The following is a 17,725-nucleotide window of genomic DNA, read 5'->3' on the forward strand; positions in this document are numbered from 1 at the left end:
GCTATGTATGCGTGAATTTTTACAAGGTTTGCGTTTGCTGGGGCAGAAGCTAAGAGGCGGAACACCTGAGCAGCGTACAGATATTTGGCCTGCGCCACATCGGTCATTTCGACTGGATATCGAGGGCGGCCGACTGACCGTTGCGGAAAAGGCGGTTAATGCCTGGTTGCGTCAGGAATTTCTCAGACATCAATTTATTCGCTATGTATCTGTCGAATTTGAGGATAACAACCGGATTAACGTGCAGATTATTAGCCGCTACTATGTGCAGATGATTATTGAAGCAGAGTTAAGCGATGCCTGGCATGATCACAGTACTTCGACCCTGCAGTTGAAATGGAAAACTGTCCGGTTTCTGCGGATGCCGCTGCTGCCGGATTTTATAACCGAGAAGCTAACTTATTACTTGTTAAATATCATCGGCTTTTTGATGAATCCTGTAGCTGTCAGACCGGGAATCGAACTGCGGATGGACGGAGGCAGTTTGCGGATTGACTTTTCCCGCTATTGGGATACTTGCCGTCGTCGTGAAGTATATTCGTTATTTCATGATGAAACCGGGGCGCCGCGCCCTAGTGAATTTTTTGTCATTGCTGCCGGCACAGACAAGGGGTTTATCACGCTCCATTTGCATCCTCTATCGTCCGAGGCGAAGTCTATCATCCACTCAGATTATGGACACAAGGAACCGGAGCGCTACCGACGAGCTATCTATCGCCTGCAGTGGGCAGATGCGTTATTTTTGTCCGGCATCGCGTTAGGCGTGTCGGCTATCGTTGTTCTGCTGCGGGATTATTTCGACATAGACGGTCTGACGTTTAGCTTTTCACGTTACTTTTTTCTGTCACTGATCATTATCGGCATCAGTCTGATGCTCGTCAACATTCCGCGCTGGCTGTATCAATTCTTTACCGGCAAAACGGTCAATAAGCTACAGTCAGCCAGTGAAAATATTATGTACCGCATGGAACGCTACAAGCGGGACATTGAGCTTGAGATGCGTGATTTGATCCGTCACTATGGCAAGATTGGAAACCAGACTGATTTTGAGGGGCGGCAAGAAATGGAACGCTTGCTGCTAAAAGCAGGACGCCAGCGATTCCTTGCCTGGCGCATGGAACGCACCATGGAAAGCCTGAACCGCTGGCGTAAACTGAAGTATGGGCTGGCGTATGTTATTACGATTGTGAGCGAGTATATCGCCTTCCGCTGGCTCTAGGGCGGCAGACCGTTGATAAAGCACCATCTGCGTTGTTAGCCCTGCGGGAGCGCGCTTGCCGTACCTTCGAATGTACTGTCTGCACGCGCTTCCTCGGGCTGCCTAGCATCTGGTACTTTCTGAACGGTCTGCTGGGCAGACTTACGTTAGGCTACTGCCGGCCTTGGTAGAAACCGCTTTTTGCCAAGTCGACGATGACTGGCGTCAGGCCTCGGGCGTGGACGGCGTCTGCGCCGGTGGTGGTGGTGATGATTTTGCTGCCTTGGCCGGAGACGTAACCGGCATGCATGATGACTTTGCCGCCGGCGATAGCAGTGCGAGGTTTTTGACGTTCGAGATCAAGGATGCTGATATCGGCGTCAGCGCCTGGAGTGAAGTGCCCTTTGTTTCCAAGACCCAAAATGCGAGCTGGGTTGGTGCTAGTTTTGGTGACGAATTCAGCCAAAGTCAGAGCCTGCAATTTAACTAGGGAAAGACCTAGTTCTACGATGACGTTGCGCGGTATGCCGCCGCCGTCAGTACTGATGGCGTCTACGATAAACCCGCCGGTTTTACGCTTGGCCGCCGCTAGGCAAAATCGCGGTTCGGCCGGGTTGACCGGGAAACTGACAGCCGCGTCAGTGTTTTGTTTTCGCCAATAGTCACAGCCTGCTTGCCCGACTGCCAGTGTCATGGCCCCGCCGGCAGGGAGATTGATGTGGGCCCAACCGGCCAGGATTGCGTCTTCCATGCCTTGCTCAGTGGCTGGGAAGCCACCGGTTAATAGACAGCGCTTGGTGACTAGGCTTTCCGGCTCACCGCCGCTGCATTTGGCGTTAGTGCCATTAAACGGAGAAATATAGGCTTCAGAAATAATCCGCGGATTGGACTCCAGAGCGCGGATGGCTTCTTCGGTTTCAGTCATAGCAGGACGGATTGAGCCCCGGCAGTAGCTGTTGACATGGGCCAGATGCAATGACTGACCTGCCGCTAACTCAATGGCCTCTAAGCAGCCTTCGATCGTGGAACCGGTTTGGTTAGTCCCGGCATGGAAGGCAATATAGGCATGTTGCTGGTTGGCGACAGTGATGGCCCGTGCCGTTGCCTCTGGAGTTAGCGGATAGTGACCGCCCAAGAGTTTCAGTCCGATGGCGCCTTGACGTAATGATGATCCCAACAGTGAGTCCAACTCAGCCATGTTCGGATTATCGCTTTTTACCGTATGCCCGGGTCGAACTGCATTCAAACTGGCAATTGTCAGACCTGCACCGTAGTCACGTGCAATATCAAGCACGCTGTCAACCGGGCCAGACATATCGAGAGCGGTCGTAACTCCGGCCAGTGCTAACATCTTATGAGCATAGCGACCACCCAGCCAGGATGACATATGGGTATGCAGGTCGATGATGCCAGGCATTACGCAATAGCCGCGCGCATCAGATAGCTCGTCTGCTAAGGTTGGATCAAGCTGGGGTGATACTTCAGCAATCAGTCCATCTTTAATACCAATGTCAAAATACCCTTCACGTTGGTTAAATGGGTCGACCACGAACCCGCCGCTGATAATCAGGTCAAAGCTGCTCATCGTTTCGCTTCCTTTCGTTCGATAGTTGTTACTTTATTATAGCAAGCCTAAGCCGGCTGTGGAAAGCGAAAGCGACGAAGATACGCTTTACCGCAGAGTACGCAGAGTAAACAGAGGGCAGCTGAGGGCTACGGTTTATATAATAATTATATAGTTCGCATATTCGCAACCCTCCGTGAACCCTCTGCGATCTCTGCGTACTCTGCGGTTCGGCCCCCCGTCTATCTCAAGATTCCCGCAGCGTTTTTTTCTTAACATCATGGCTACACTACCATGGAAAGGGTGGTGAGAACTTGTCTGGCAAAAACCGCTATCTGGCAACTGGGACGCTTGGCGTTACCAGTTTGTTGTATTTTGCTGCTTTGCCGTTCGCGGGCTCGTTTACCGGCGGCCTGGCTGTCAGTACATTCGGCGCGGCAATGGTTGGCGGGCTGGCAGACTGGTTCGCGGTAAGCGCCTTATTTCGCAAGCCGCTAGGCATTCCCTGGCGGACGGCAGTGATTCCGCGCAACCGGGAACGGCTGTTTTCCATGATTGTGGAAATGGTGCAAGATGAATTGTTGGCAAAAGATAATATTAAACGCAAGATTGAGGAACACGATATACCTCGCGTTGTTTTGAGCTATCTTGATGAGCGCGGTGGCGCCAAAACCGTTAAACGAATGGTACATAAACTGCTAAGTGATATACTTGATAAAGTTGATCCCCAAGAGGTAGGGCGGTTTATTGCTAAATTTGTCCGGCAGGACGCTGGCGTTATTCAGCTGTCGCCACTGCTGCGCAGTATTGGTGAATGGACAGTGCAAACCGGCTATGACCAAAAGATTATTAGCTTTGTCGCAGTTGAATTGGGCAACATCGCTGCAACAGCAGAATTCCGCGGCTTACTTGCAGAATTCTTGGAAAGGGCTTTGTCGCGTTACGAGGCAGACAGACGCAGGCGTAAACTCTTTAACCATATTGCCAGGCTCTCACCTGACAATATGGCCGTTTTTGTCCAGCAACGATTAGTTGCCTGGTTGGCAGACATGAAACAGGCAGACCATCCTGTACAGATAGCTCTGCGTCAACGCCTTTGCCGCTATCTACGGCGGCTGGAACTGGAACCGCAGGCAGCGCAAGAATGGGAGAACTACAAAAATGATCTGCTGGCTGAGCTCGATATTGTCGGCCTAATGCAAAGGTCTTTAGATTGGCTGCTGCGTCAGGTGGGCGAGCATCCGCAGCAGATGGCTCAATGGTTTCGGCAGGCTGATCACTGGGTTGATCAACTGTTGATAGATTTTCAGGCTGATTCTGTTCAACAGCAGAAAGTAAGTGACATAGTCAAACAGGCATTACTGAATTTCATTGATGCGCATCACGATAAAATTGGCGATTTGGTACGTGAGCGTCTGGCACAGCTCTCTGATGCTGAACTGGTAGCGTTCATCGAAGACAAAGTTGGCGAAGACCTGCAGATTATCAGGGTCAATGGTTCAATTATCGGCGGATTTACTGGCAGCATGCTGTACTGCCTGACATTTTGGCTATAGGTGATGGGTATGAATCGGCAAAAAGCGGATAAAGCGCTCGCAATCGCCTTTACCTTGTTTGTGACTGCGGTGGCTGTGCGTTGGTTTTACCGTGAGGCCGTCTGGTCTCAGGCATTATTTCGCATGGCGGAAGCTGCGCTGGTTGGAGGGGTGGCTGACTGGTTTGCGGTGACAGCATTGTTTCAAAGACCGCTGGGAGTTGCGTTTCATACGGCGATTATTCCCCGCAACCGGGAAAAAATTGTTAGAGCGATGTCCTATATGGTACAAGAGGAATTCCTCAGCCGTCAGTCTATTCAACGCCATTTGCAAAAGATCCGACTGGTCTCGCTGCTTATCAACTGGATGGAAAGCGGTGGGAAACAGGTAGTTTTTCGTCTGCTGACTCGAGGGCTGGCTGCTTGGCTGCGAAATGCGGATAGGTCCCGACTGGTGAGCACTCTGGCTAAAGTCACCCAAAATCGCCTGCGGGCAATCAAGTTTCACTGCTATGCGACTGTTCTGGGGCGCTGGCTGATTCATTCTGGCAAGGCCGATTTCTTTTTTAATCTAGTGTTGACAGAAGCAAAACAGGTAGCTGTCCGACCTTCGCTACGACAGGAGATTTATCGCTTTCTCAATAATGCTACTCACCAGGCGACTGGCGAAAGCACGCTCGGACGGCTATTTGGCACGTTTCTGCGAACCTTTGACTTTATTAATCTCGACGAGGCGGCAGATGCGCTTTATCAGCGGTTGTTGTCTGAATTAGAGGCACTGGAGCAGACGCATCACCCGCTTAGAGTGTGGCTTAACGAACGACTGGTGCAGTCGTTGAATGAATTAGAGCACAACCCAGAGTGGCAACAAACTCTCGAACAATGGAAAACCGGCTTAGTCGATCGAATTCCGCTTGAGGATATCTTGCGGCCGTTAGTTGATGGCTTGCTCGGATCGGCTACCGAGCAGAATCTGGGCAGCATTGATGAATCACATACGCTGATTGCCGGTGTGTTGCGATTCGCGGATAGGTACTGGGTAGCTTTGCGCCAGGATACCGCGCTACAAGATTGGCTTGAACGTCATTTGCAAGAAGCCGCTTCCGAGGTGGTGCTAAGTGAGCACAGCTTGATTGGCGAATTAGTCGGGCAAGCGATGGGGACGTTATCTGACGAGGAATTAAATGTATTTATTGAGGACAAGGTGGGCGAAGACTTGGCCTGGATTAGGATCAATGGTTCGGTTGTCGGCGCCTTGGCCGGTCTAGTAGTATTCTTTGTTGGTCAGTATGTATACCTACCCTATATCTGGCCGTTACTAGTGGGCGGGCGTTGATAAGGGCCCATCTGCGTTGGCACCCGCAAGGGGTATGCCGCCAACACCATTGAACAGGACGTTCAGGTGCCGCGTAGGCCATGGACGGCCGAGAACGGCGAAGGCGCTAAAGCGCCAAGAGTTGCGCAATAGTCCCACCGATCCATTGCTAGCGTACCCGCTAGTACGCGTTGCGGCTGGACCAGCGGGCCTGCCTAGTGATGCTATTCTGCCATGTTGCATCAAACGTCTAATCAGTCTCATAGGCAACAACACCTGAACCCTTCTAAACGCCCTTGGAGACGACTCAACGGATAGGATGGGGGACACAATGAAGCGTGTAATGATTGGATTGGTTATTATCGTGGTATCCTGCTGCGAGGCGCTAGATATGGCGATGAAGTGGCTGACGGACAGGTTTCCTAAGCATAGATAAAGTCCCCTCTACAAAGTGCAGAGGGGACTTTACCTATACTTAGCGACCTTTTACGTTTGCATACGGTTCGTTAAGATACGCCTGTGTCTTCTCTAAGGGCAAAGACAGGTACCGATATTCCGGATCTTGGCCGCTTTCCTGATCATACAGCACGATATCCTCGTTGGTGATATACATGCCAATCCAGTCGCCTAAGACCGGGCTATCAACTATACCGGCTTGCTTGGCCGCAGCGGCGATGAGCGAGTTGATAGCGCGGTGAGACTGGCGGTCGGAGCGGAACAGCTTGTCCACAGAGAGCATATCACGGCTTTTCAGATCGATGTTGACCGCTTCGAGAACGGGGGATGGGTTATTCGCCTGGTTTTGGCTGCTGTCTTTAAAAATGACACTGAGGATTTCTGTATCGTTCCTCGTGACTTCATACTCGACGACAATAGGGTTGTCGCCAGTGCCCTGATTGACTAACTTGCGAGCGGCAGTCTCTAATGCCTGATTGACATAATGGCGTGTGCTCAGGTCAGATATGTCTTCAAACTGCGGGTAAGATACACTAGCGTACTGAGATTTCATTTGCTTGGACACAGATGATTGAGAGGCTAGAACGCTAGCCGGCGGATTTTCTTGGCTTAGTTCGAACAATATGCTAGCTACTTCCAGCTGTTGCAATGTCCAATCTTGGTTACTGCTATATTGCCAATAAGAATAAATATGAGCCACTACATCGGTATTATCAATGCCGATAATCCTCTGGATTCCTTTGAGCTCATATACGCCATCGCGGTTCAGATCGACAGCCTCAAGGCTGCTGTAAGGGTATGCGTGAGGCGTGATGGAATTTAACAGTTTGCCATCTTCACGATAGACGCCGTTTTCAATATAGCGAGACTTAGCGTCTGTGATATCGACGCGGGTTTTGCGGCCCGTATCGTCATTGACCAGCTCTACCTGAAAGCCATCTAGGAAACGTCCGCTAAACGCGGTGCCGGTGTTGTCTTTACTGCTAAACAGAACTGAGGGGACAAAGTCAGGAAAAGCGGCAATGGTGTGGTTGATGCTGGCGCCACTGGGGGCAGTAACCATCACGTCCTTCACTTTATCGCCGTTAAAGTCGCCGATAAATAGGTTGCTTTCATCACCTGAGACGTCAGATAGACCGGCGGCGGCAAAACGGCCAGACTTGCCGTCGCGGACGATGATGTCAATATTGCGGGCGAAGCGATCCTCCACCGCTGTCTTAATTCCTACCAGCAGCACGGCGTCGGGGATGCTATCGCCGGTCACCTCATCACTGGCTGCAGCCAGCAGATATATATTATTGGCTAACCCTAGCTGTCGCCGAGCGTCATCCATCCATTCAGTGGCATCAGACGTGGATCGTATTTTTTGGATATCAATTTGTGCATGACTGACTGGTTCTTGACCAGACCAGGCAGCAACTAGTAAGGCAATAAGTAAGGCAATAAGTGCGCTCACAGTAACTTTTTGCTTGTGATTCATGATTGACGCTCCTTTCCGGGCAGACCCTTAGTCTTTTCATTAAGATAAACGCCAGTGAGGTCTAAAAGTAACGGGCTGTGGCCAAGCAATTTTTTGGAAGAATTGACAGAATTCGATAAACTATTAACAGAAAAAAGTGTATACTGGTGATATCGCAAGAAAAAGGTAGGAGATTTTTGTGCAGGATTTGTTGAAGCGGCATGATTTATTTAGAACACTGTTTCAGGTTATGCCTACATCAGTTATTCTAGTTAACATTGAGGGGCGAGTTATTGCCATTAATTCCGCCGGACAAAAGTTCTTTCAGATCGGTGACAGCGAAGCCTACCTGCGGCCTGGCGGTGAAGCTCTTCGCTGTGTGAATGCCGCGAACCCGGGAGACTGTGGACAAACTACCTTTTGTCAGGACTGTATTCTCCGCAAATCTGTCAAACTGGCTTTCGAGGGGCAGGAGATTTCCCGGAATAAAGGCAGTTTCCTTGCGTGGCATAATGGACAACCTGTCAGGCTGGATATTCTGGTGACGGCAACGCGACTGGAGTATCAAGGTCACAACCTCGCCTTGGTCATTGTTGAAGAAATATCAAATATCACCCAATTACAGGGGCTGCTACCTATCTGCTGCTCCTGCCATCGCATTCGTAACCAAGAGGGTAACTGGACTCGGCTCGAGACGTTCATCGAGAAACACTCAGAGGCAGACTTCACCCATGACCTGTGTCCTGTATGCTCAGAAAAGGCCAAGCAGGCTGCGCGCTGAATAATTACAACAAGCCGAAGTCGATTGACTCCGGCTTGTTTGTTTTAAGCTATCCCAATTTATAAGATTTTGAGGCAGAAAGATATAATAAAACTAGGGACGATAGCATTAGCCGCGAAAACACGAAGGGCGCTATGCGCCTGCGCAAAGGGTAGGTCGTCTTTTACAAATAAAAAATGTTTACCGTCTATAATGGCGCTTGTGGCGTTCGTGCGGCTTGTGCTATACGTACCTAACTTACTAAAAATTGCCGTATTTTTCTGCGTTATCACAACCGCATCGCCGCTTCTGCTGCCAGTGGCGAGCGTTCGCATTCTTCTGGCAGCATTGTCACTTGAAAACACAGCTTACTACCCATCATCTTCTCGCCGGCGTAGCTTAGGCCATTTGACTGGCTGTCTAGCAAGGGATTGTCGATCTGGGCAGGATCGCCCATCATAATAATCTTAGTTCCCAGTCCTGAACGAGTCAGAACGGCTTTGGCCTGGCGGGGGGTGGAGTTTTGCATTTCATCAAAGATGACCCAATACTTCTGCAACGAACGGCCCCGCTGGTAGGCAAGTGCTTCTGTCTGAATGATCCGCTTTTCAAACAACATGTTGACGGTATCTTCTGCTTGAGCGACTTCCTTTTCCTCAACCAGGGAGTTTCCTGACATCAACGTAAACAAGTTGTCTTTGATCGAACGCATGTAGGGTTCGAGTTTTTCCGCCTCGCTGCCTGGCAGGAATCCGATGCCTTCATCCAGCATAGCATGGGGGCGGCAAATCAGCAGATGATGATACTCCCTAGGCCTGATCTCCATGTATTTGTAGAGACCGACAGCTAACGAATAAAAGGTCTTAGCCGTGCCAGCAGGACCTTTGATAATAACCATCGGTGCTTCTTCTGCGCTCAGCATCAGGCATTCTTGCATAAAGATCTGGCCGACATTGCGTGGTGTGACTCCGAACGGATTGCGGTTTCGATAGCGCAAATGAATGACCTTTTGTCCATCAAAGCGCCCTAAGGCGGTATGACGGTCGTTGTCAGTCGAGCGAATGACAAGAAACTGATTGGTCACTAGTGATGCGGCGGTTACGAGGCCGGCTGACTCATCATACGAGCACAACTTCTCTGGGGCCAGCCAGTTAGCTTCATCTTTGTGAAATTGGTTAATTACCTCACTAGAGGTATATACCGTCGCTCGACCCGTATATTGCTGATCAATTTTGGCGACTTTATCGTTGCGGAAGTCCTCGGCCTGGATTCTTAATATGGTCGCTTTAACCCGCATATTGGTGTCACGGGAAACCAATATGGTTTGGTGGCCAGACTCCAGTAGTCCTTTACAAACCTGGAGAATCCGGTTGTCAGCCTTTTCTCGTTCCCAATGGGGCGGCATTTCGGTATTCATATGATTGGATTCGAGCCGTAAGATTCCGCCTAATTGGTTGATATCGACTCCCTCGAGCAGGTTCCCCTGCAATCGCAGTTCATCGATTAATCTGCTGACCTGGCGGCTATTCGCGCCACGCTCAGTGGCTTCTTTTTTAAACCGATCGAGTTCTTCAATCACTACTTCGGGAATCACTACCATGTGCTCGCTGAAGGCAAAGATAGAACTGGGTGAATAGAGCAGAACATTGGTATCTAGCACATAACATTTGGCCATGTAGAATCCCCCTTAGCTATGCTTTTTTAACTAAATGATAAACGGCGCTTCATCCATGCACAGCAGGCGCTTTTTCGCAAAGCTCTGCGATGCACGGCGAAACGCCGGCGGGGCTGCAAGTTTGATTTTCATTGAAATCCCCCTTCGTAAATTGACGTTCATGCTACTGCGTCGTAACAAATGGATTGCAGTACACCTTCCTATCTTTACTTCTGGTTAAAGTTCTTCCTATTCTATTATATAAAATGCCGCAGAAGGTGTGATTATGCGCACTTTAAATTGACGTTAACTATACATATTTCTTACACTTGACGGTCGTTGGAAATAGGCTTAGCATATTCTACAGAGGGAAAGTAACCCTTTTTGTGGATAAGATCGTTGAAAGGTGGATCACTGATGCGTATTGGTATCATAGGCATTGGACGAATGGGTCGGGTTTTAGCCGTAAAGCTGGCAGAAGTGGCTGAACTGACTCTTTATGATGTAAACACAGATCGGCTGGCAAAGGTCGCTGCCGCTACCGGCGCGAAGGTTGGCGCAAGTTTGGAAGAAGCAGCATTGGGTGACGCAGTTATTCTTGCCTTGCCTGATCGGGAAGTGATTGATTGTCTAAAGGATTTTAACCAAATTCGCCGCAGCCCAATTACCGTGATTAATGTGGCGACAAATGTAGCACAGTCGGTTCTTGAACATACGGCAGCGCCGCATGTCCACTGTATTAGCGCCAAATTTATCAGTCAAGCAGGCGAGATGGCTGCAGGCGCGCGACCGGTCATCATTGTCCATGATACTCCAGAAGAGCTGGTGCCTCTGGCCACAGAAATCTTTTCCCATGTCGGCGATGTGCTGACAGGAAATTCAGACGTGGTCACCACGATTAATACCGTTGCCGCCGAAAAGGCAATTGAAGCCGCTGTTCTGATTGAGGAGAGCCTGCGCATGAAAGGCTTTTCTAACCCTGCCATCGCCAAAAGCGCCGTCGGTCAAGTTGCAGCAGGCATCGTCAAAGCGTATGCCACGGATAATCTGGGGCCGTTTGCACGTGAAATCGTATACTCTGTGAAAAAGAAACTCCACCCTGGACGCTGATAAGGGCCCATCTGCGTTGTTAGCCGCCCAACCCCCTTGCTAGCGTACCCTTTGTACGCGTCGCGGCGGGGGATTGTGCGGCTGCCTAGCATCTGAACCCTTCTCAGCGTCCAGGGCTCTGCGGTGTTTGGCTGAGCAGAAGCAGGAAAAGTAGTTTGCGGGGCGAATAATACTTATTTTATATCACATTCTGTAAATGAAGAGGCTGTTAGAAAATGTCCAGATGCTAGGAACAGCGAGGCTTGTGCCGCGCCGCGTACATAAGGTACGCAAGCAAACGTAATCGTGATTGCGCAACTCTTGGCGCTTTGGCGCGGTAGAGTTGGCGGCATACCCCTTGCGGGTACAACGCAGATGGGCGTTTTGTAACAGCCTCTAAGAAGGGAATTGCTATGATCCCGAAGATGCCAAGAGTAGCGGCGGTGCATGATCTATCTTGTGTCGGACGCTGCTCATTAACCGTTATTATGCCGATTCTTTCCTGTATGGGAATCCAGGTATGCCCACTGCCGACTGCTGTGCTGAGCACACATTTGGGCGGCTTTTCTGATGTTGCCTTTTGCGACTTTACCGATCATATGCCCCAATTTTTCGTCCAATGGCAAAAAGAAAAGATTGACTTTGACTGTATATATACCGGCTTTCTTGCTTCTGAGCCTCAGATTGATGTCGTTTCCGGCTTTATTGATGCATTTTCCCATAATAAACCGCTGGTTCTGGTTGACCCTGTTATGGGCGATCATGGCAAGCTGTATTCTGTTTATACGCCAACTATGCAAGAACAGATGAAGAAGCTGATTCAGAAGGCTGATGTTATTACTCCGAATTATACAGAAGCCTCTTTCCTGCTGGGAGAACCTTACTGTGAACAGATTGACGATGTTGCTCAACTGCGGAGTTGGCTGGTCCGGTTGGCTGGATTTGGTCCGTCGCGAGTTGTCATAACCGGCGTGCAGACAAACGGCGAGATCCTGAACATCGGTTATGAACGTGCGAGTGACAGCTTTTGTGAAGTTGCTAATGAGTTTATTCCTGTCAGATATCCAGGAACTGGCGACATCTTTGCCAGTGTGCTGGCTGGATCACTATTGAGAGGATACGGTTTGCCGCAAGCCATGCGGCAGGCAGTAGACTTTGTATCACTTTGTATTCAGGCTACATTTCAGGCACAGACTCCTGTCAGAGAAGGCGTTTTGCTGGAAGCCGTGTTGCCAAAACTTTGCCTAAACGAGGCACGTTAACCGCAGAGTACTTGTTATTTAATATTGTCCCTCCGAACCCTCTGTGTCCACTCTGCGACCTCTGTGCACTCTGTGGTAAAACGTAGGCGCGCAATTAATCTCTGACTCATTAAAAGGAAGGTGTAACCTATGGAAAATAAACGTCAGTTTAATATCCGGGATATAGTGACAATTGGGGTGTTGGCGGCAATGTGTACGATTGCCACGTCGATTAAAGTACCGTTTGGCGTTGGCGCGATGGTGCATTTGGGGACCGGCTTTGTATTCACCACCGGCATTGTCTTTGGTGGGCTGTACGCTGGGCTGGCGGCTGCCATTGGTTCTGCTTTCTTTGACCTCTTGATGGGTTTTTCTCCGTACACGCTATGGTCTTTTGTCATCAAAGGAATTGCAGGCTTGATTGTCGGGGTAATTGCCAAGGGCTTTTGGCCTGAGGCTAAGCCTGACCGCTGGCTAGTTCGGGCGGTCGTTGGCTGCACCGCAGCCGCGGCCTGGACCTTAGGCGGTTACATCGTGGCTTGGTCGCAGGTAACAGGCAGTATGGCTGTTGCCCTGTCGAATATTCCTAGTTCGCTGATGACGTCAACGGCTGGGTTTTTGGTGGCGATGGTACTAGCCCCCAAACTCCGCAAAGTTATCCCTGGGCGCTGATATACCCCATCTGCGTTGGCACCCGTAAAGGTGATGCCCCAACTTCATTGAACAGGGCGATCAGGTGCCGCGAGGGCCATGGCCGTTCGAGAGCGGCGAAGGCGCTGGCAGCGCCAAGAGTTGCGCAATCAGCCCCGCGATCCCTGCCGCGCCGCCTACGATGCGCGGCAGGGATCGCGGGGCTGATTGCATCACTCTGCTACCGAACTTCATAGGCGAAAAACATCTGCAACGCAGAGAAGGGTTTTATCATGGTAATGGTAAGCCACATCTGCAAAAAAATTGCTAATAAAAAAGACGAGGGTATGGCTCATGGGGTTAGTTGCTCACGAAAGTGAGTTAACTCGGCTCTGAAGCGCCGCCCTCGTTTTCTGTTTTTCGTAGCATTGACCGGGATGATGCCGTCCGTTATGAAGTGGCTCTGTTGGTAGACGTAATGGTGGATAACAAGTCTCGAACTCAAGCACGAGTGGGCAACAGTTTTGGACACGAGCGATACGGAATGCATTGCAACCATTGAAACTGCTTACGCATTTTAAGCAGTAAACGATATTTATGTCGTAGTTATTCCCTGGAGGCATCGGAGCTTAGCCTGTAAAGGTGATGTACCCTCGGAGCGTAGCATACGCCTAGTTAAGGGCTCCGCTAAAAATCTCGCTAAGCCTTAAATTGAAAGGCTTAATGAAAATCAATATTTCTGGATGTGATTAGTAAGACTTGTATTATAAGTTTTATGGTAACCAAATAAGACAGATAATTTTTTCTCCGTCAACTCCCAAATAGCGGTGGCGTAAATGTAATCATTTTGACACTTTCTTTACAATGCCGAAGATATCCCGTACACCATCTTTATTCCAATGTAAGCTACACTATATGTAGTTTCCAATGAGACACTAGGAGGGCAATATATGACTGAATTATTGATAGCCGGAGCTATTACAGTCTTTCTGTTAATTTATTTAATTTATGCGTTAATGAAACCGGAGGAATTTTAACATGATTAGCGATTTGTTTTTGTTTGTCCTATTCCTGACGGTGCTCTTTATTTTGGCATGGCCGCTCGGGAAATATATGGCTAGCGTATTTTCCTTGGAAAAAACAGTAGTTGATCCTTTCTTTAAACCAATAGAAAAAGTAATCTACCGGCTAACCGGTGTGAACGAAACCGAAGAAATGAACTGGCGGCAGTATGCCTGGTCGGTGATGTGGTTTAATTTGTTTGGCATACTGACAGTGTATCTGATTCAGGTAATGCAAAATCTCTTGCCATTCAACCCGGAAAGCATGCCGGACGTAGATCCCTGGCATCTGGCTTTTAATACGGCTGTGAGTTTTGTGACCAATACCAACTGGCAGGCGTATGGCGGCGAATCCACCATGAGTTACTTTACTCAGATGGCGGCATTATCGGTGCAAAACTTTTTGTCGGCCGCTACCGGTATTGCCGTAGCAGTCGCGTTAATCCGGGGCCTTACGCGTAAGACGGCGAAAACAATTGGCAACTTCTGGGTGGACTTGGTGCGGAGCACGCTCTGGGTGTTGTTGCCACTCTCTATCGTCTTTACTCTCGTTTTGGTACAGCAGGGTGTTCTCCAGAACCTATCGCCCTATGTTACGGTGGAAACTCTGGAAGGAGTGGAGCAGAAACTGGCCATGGGACCAGTGGCATCGCAGGAAGCGATCAAGCTGCTCGGGACAAATGGCGGCGGATTCTTTAACGCAAACTCTGCCCACCCCTTTGAAAACCCCACGCCGCTGACAAATTTTCTACAATGTATTAGCATATTGCTCATTCCGACCGGACTAGTCTTTACCTTTGGCCGCATGGTCCGTGACCGGCGTCAGGGTATCGCCATTGTTACTGCCATGACCTTGCTCTTTGTGCTTATGCTGGGTATGAACTATTACAGTGAACTCTATGGCAACCCCATTTTGGGCGATCTGGGGCTTAGCGGGCCGACGGCAATGGAAGGCAAGGAAGTGCGGTTCGGTATCGCCGGGTCCAGTCTGTTTGCCACCATAACCACGGCAGCGTCCTGCGGCGCTGTTAACTCAATGCATGACAGCTTTACACCGCTTGGCGGACTCGTGCCTATGTTGCAGATGATGCTGGGCGAAGTCGTTTTCGGCGGCGTCGGCGCAGGCTTTTACGGCATGATGATGTACGCGGTCATGACGGTGTTCATTGTCGGCCTCATGGTGGGCCGTACGCCGGAATACCTTGGCAAAAAAATTGAAGCCTGGGAAATGAAAATGGCCACCATCGCGATACTCGTTCCTGCGGTAACCATTCTGATCTTAAGTGGTGTCGCAGCTGTTATCGAAGCTGGCACATCGTCCATCGCCAACCCCGGACCGCACGGCTTGAGTGAAATTCTCTATGCATTCGCCTCCGGCGCGGGCAATAACGGCAGCGCTTTTGGCGGACTTTCGGCAAATACGCTGTTCTATAATGTAACCATGTCTGCCGCCATGTTTATTGGCCGCTTTGGTATTATCATTCCGGTGCTGGCCATAGCTGGCTCCATGGCGGAGAAGAAAATAGCGCCTCCGGGACCAGGAACGTTCCCGACAACAGGCTGGCTGTTCGCCGTACTTTTGGCGCTCGTCGTCTTAATCGTTGGCGCACTTACCTTCCTGCCAGCGCTGGCGTTGGGGCCAATTGTCGAGCAATTACTCATGCTTCAAGGCATTACGTTTTAAAAGGAGAGTCAAGATATGAGCACTCGCAGCAGTTTTAACCGCGAAATTCTGGGGGAAGCCATTCGTGATGCATTTCGCAAGCTCAACCCCAAGACGCAAGTCCGTAATCCAGTTATGTTTATCGTCTATATTGGCGCGTTTCTGACCACCGGTCTATTGGCCAGGGACCTAATTAGCGGCAACGCATCCAACAATTTCTTTACTCTGCAGATTACACTTTGGCTGTGGTTTACCGTCTTGTTCGCCAATTTTGCCGAGGCGGTGGCCGAAGGGCGAGGCAAAGCACAAGCCCAGGCTTTACGAAGCGCCCGCACCAAAACAAAAGCGAATAAGGTCGTTAACGGCAGCGTTAAACAGGTAGACGCCGCAGAACTCAGGAAAGGCGACGTGGTTCGTGTGCAGGCAGGCGAGTTCATTCCCGGTGACGGCGAAGTTATCGATGGCATGGCCTCAGTGGACGAAAGCGCCGTTACCGGTGAATCTGCTCCTGTTATCCGCGAGTCAGGCGGCGATCGGTCGTCAGTCACCGGCGGTACGCGGGTGCTGTCCGACTGGATTAAGGTGCGCATCACCGCCAACCCTGGCGAAACCTTTCTTGATAAGATGATCAGCCTCGTGGAAGGGGCGAAGCGGCAGAAAACACCGAATGAGATTGCTCTCACCATTTTGCTTGTTGGTCTTACCATCATCTTTTTAGTGGCTGTCGTTACCATTGAACCCTTTGCCATCTATTCCGGCACGCTTGTTACGGTCGCTACGTTAATTTCTCTTCTGGTCTGTCTCATTCCAACCACCATCGGCGGCCTCTTATCCTCTATCGGTATAGCCGGGATGGACCGTCTCTTACAACGTAACGTGCTGGCCATGTCCGGCCGGGCGGTAGAGGCAGCAGGCGACGTAAATGTGCTGTTGCTTGACAAAACCGGTACTATCACCTTAGGCAACCGCATGGCGACCGAGTTTATCCCCGCGCCTGATATAAGCGAATCCCAGCTTGCCGATGCGGCCCAACTGGCGTCGCTGGCTGATGAAACGCCTGAAGGGCGGAGCGTTGTCGTGCTGGCTAAAGAAAAATATAATATCCGGGAGCGCGACCTGCACGCCATCGATGCGGACTTTGTGCCATTTACCGCTCAGACCCGCATGAGCGGTGTCAACATGAAAGGGCAAGAAATCCGTAAAGGCGCCATTGATGCCATTCGAAAATATGTAGATCGGCAAGGCGGCATGTTTCCCGAAAAAGTCAAGGCAGCCTGTGAAACGATTGCCAAGGCTGGAGGCACGCCGCTGGTCGTAGCCCAAGGTTCACAGGTGCTTGGGGTTATCTATTTAAAAGACATTGTCAAAGGCGGCATTAAAGAACGATTCCGCGAACTAAGACAAATGGGAATTAAGACGGTCATGATTACGGGCGACAATCCGTTGACCGCCGCCGCTATTGCCGCTGAGGCTGGCGTGGATGATTTCCTCGCCGAAGCCACACCGGAGGCCAAGCTGGCGCTTATCCGCGAGTACCAGGACAAAGGAATGCTGGTTGCCATGACTGGTGACGGTACCAATGATGCGCCGGCGCTCGCTCAAGCCGACGTGGGAGTAGCTATGAACAGCGGCACTCAGGCGGCGAAAGAGGCCGGCAATATGGTGGATCTTGACTCGAATCCAACCAAACTGATTGCGGTTGTGGAAATTGGCAAACAGCTATTAATGACGCGCGGCTCGCTGACGACGTTTAGCATCGCTAATGATGTGGCTAAATACTTTGCGATTCTTCCCGCCATGTTCGCGGGCACATACCCGGTGCTCAACACCTTTAATATCATGGGCCTGGCAACGCCGGAAAGCGCTATCTTAAGCGCTGTGATCTTTAACGCGATCATCATTGTTGCCCTAATACCATTGGCCCTCAGAGGCGTGAAATACCAGCCCCTTGGCGCAGACGTAATTTTGCGGCGCAACCTATTCATATACGGCCTTGGCGGGCTCGTCGTCCCGTTCATCGGGATTAAACTCATCGATATGCTGATTGTTGCTCTCGGGCTAGTGTAGGTCGATTCTATGAAAAAACATCTGGCGTCCTGAT

At 50.4% G+C, this 17,725-nt stretch carries 13 protein-coding genes; 10 read left to right on the forward strand and 3 right to left on the reverse strand.

Annotated elements, in window-relative coordinates:
* Positions 1-7: 7 nt before the first annotated feature.
* Positions 8-1,219 carry a hypothetical protein gene (locus tag AXX12_RS08025; protein WP_066240705.1) on the forward strand — a complete coding sequence of 404 codons (1,212 nt, stop codon included), beginning with the start codon at positions 8-10 and terminating at the stop codon, positions 1,217-1,219.
* Positions 1,220-1,370: 151 nt separating this feature from the next.
* On the opposite strand, the gene AXX12_RS08030 is transcribed toward AXX12_RS08025, so the two are convergent.
* Positions 1,371-2,783, reverse strand: a complete 1,413-nt coding sequence (locus tag AXX12_RS08030; RefSeq protein WP_066240706.1) for a dihydroorotase — start codon at positions 2,781-2,783, stop codon at positions 1,371-1,373.
* Between the two features lie 293 nt (positions 2,784-3,076).
* On the opposite strand from AXX12_RS08030, the gene AXX12_RS08035 reads away from it, so the two are divergent.
* Both AXX12_RS08035 and AXX12_RS08040 read left to right on the forward strand, forming a co-directional pair.
* Entirely contained in the window at positions 3,077-4,318 is a 1,242-nt protein-coding gene (locus AXX12_RS08035) for a DUF445 domain-containing protein (protein WP_066240709.1), read from the forward strand.
* A gap of 9 nt (positions 4,319-4,327) precedes the next feature.
* Positions 4,328-5,632: a DUF445 domain-containing protein gene (locus AXX12_RS08040; protein WP_066240712.1), complete on the forward strand. Its 1,305-nt coding sequence runs from the start codon at positions 4,328-4,330 to the stop codon at positions 5,630-5,632.
* 454 nt (positions 5,633-6,086) lie between these two features.
* Here AXX12_RS08040 and AXX12_RS08045 read toward each other — a convergent pair whose 3' ends face one another.
* Entirely contained in the window at positions 6,087-7,547 is a 1,461-nt protein-coding gene (locus AXX12_RS08045) for a hypothetical protein (RefSeq protein WP_066240715.1), read from the reverse strand.
* A gap of 178 nt (positions 7,548-7,725) precedes the next feature.
* On the opposite strand from AXX12_RS08045, the gene AXX12_RS08050 reads away from it, so the two are divergent.
* Positions 7,726-8,307, forward strand: coding sequence for a PAS domain-containing protein (locus tag AXX12_RS08050; protein ID WP_082816767.1), 582 nt, complete (start codon positions 7,726-7,728; stop codon positions 8,305-8,307).
* Positions 8,308-8,575: 268 nt separating this feature from the next.
* Here the strand turns inward: AXX12_RS08050 and AXX12_RS08060 are convergent, their stop codons facing one another.
* Positions 8,576-9,961, reverse strand: coding sequence for a PhoH family protein (locus AXX12_RS08060; protein WP_066240723.1), 1,386 nt, complete (start codon positions 9,959-9,961; stop codon positions 8,576-8,578).
* A gap of 396 nt (positions 9,962-10,357) precedes the next feature.
* Between AXX12_RS08060 and AXX12_RS08065 the strand changes: the two genes are divergently transcribed.
* From AXX12_RS08065 to kdpB, 6 genes are all read left to right on the forward strand, one after another.
* On the forward strand, positions 10,358-11,050 hold the full coding sequence (locus AXX12_RS08065; RefSeq protein ID WP_066240726.1) for an NAD(P)-binding domain-containing protein: 693 nt from the start codon (positions 10,358-10,360) through the stop codon (positions 11,048-11,050).
* Between the two features lie 392 nt (positions 11,051-11,442).
* Entirely contained in the window at positions 11,443-12,291 is an 849-nt protein-coding gene (locus AXX12_RS08070; protein WP_066240729.1) for a pyridoxamine kinase, read from the forward strand.
* A gap of 129 nt (positions 12,292-12,420) precedes the next feature.
* On the forward strand, positions 12,421-12,942 hold the full coding sequence (locus AXX12_RS08075; protein WP_066240734.1) for an ECF transporter S component: 522 nt from the start codon (positions 12,421-12,423) through the stop codon (positions 12,940-12,942).
* A 908-nt stretch (positions 12,943-13,850) separates the two neighbouring features.
* Positions 13,851-13,937 carry a K(+)-transporting ATPase subunit F gene (kdpF, locus tag AXX12_RS20150; RefSeq protein ID WP_066240739.1) on the forward strand — a complete coding sequence of 29 codons (87 nt, stop codon included), beginning with the start codon at positions 13,851-13,853 and terminating at the stop codon, positions 13,935-13,937.
* A 1-nt stretch (position 13,938) separates the two neighbouring features.
* On the forward strand, positions 13,939-15,645 hold the full coding sequence (kdpA, locus tag AXX12_RS08090; RefSeq protein ID WP_066240742.1) for a potassium-transporting ATPase subunit KdpA: 1,707 nt from the start codon (positions 13,939-13,941) through the stop codon (positions 15,643-15,645).
* 15 nt (positions 15,646-15,660) lie between these two features.
* Positions 15,661-17,691 carry a potassium-transporting ATPase subunit KdpB gene (kdpB, locus tag AXX12_RS08095; protein WP_066240745.1) on the forward strand — a complete coding sequence of 677 codons (2,031 nt, stop codon included), beginning with the start codon at positions 15,661-15,663 and terminating at the stop codon, positions 17,689-17,691.
* Positions 17,692-17,725 lie beyond the last annotated feature (34 nt).

The organism is Anaerosporomusa subterranea, from assembly GCF_001611555.1.
In the GTDB taxonomy this organism is placed as follows: Bacteria; Bacillota; Negativicutes; order Sporomusales; family Acetonemataceae; genus Anaerosporomusa; species Anaerosporomusa subterranea.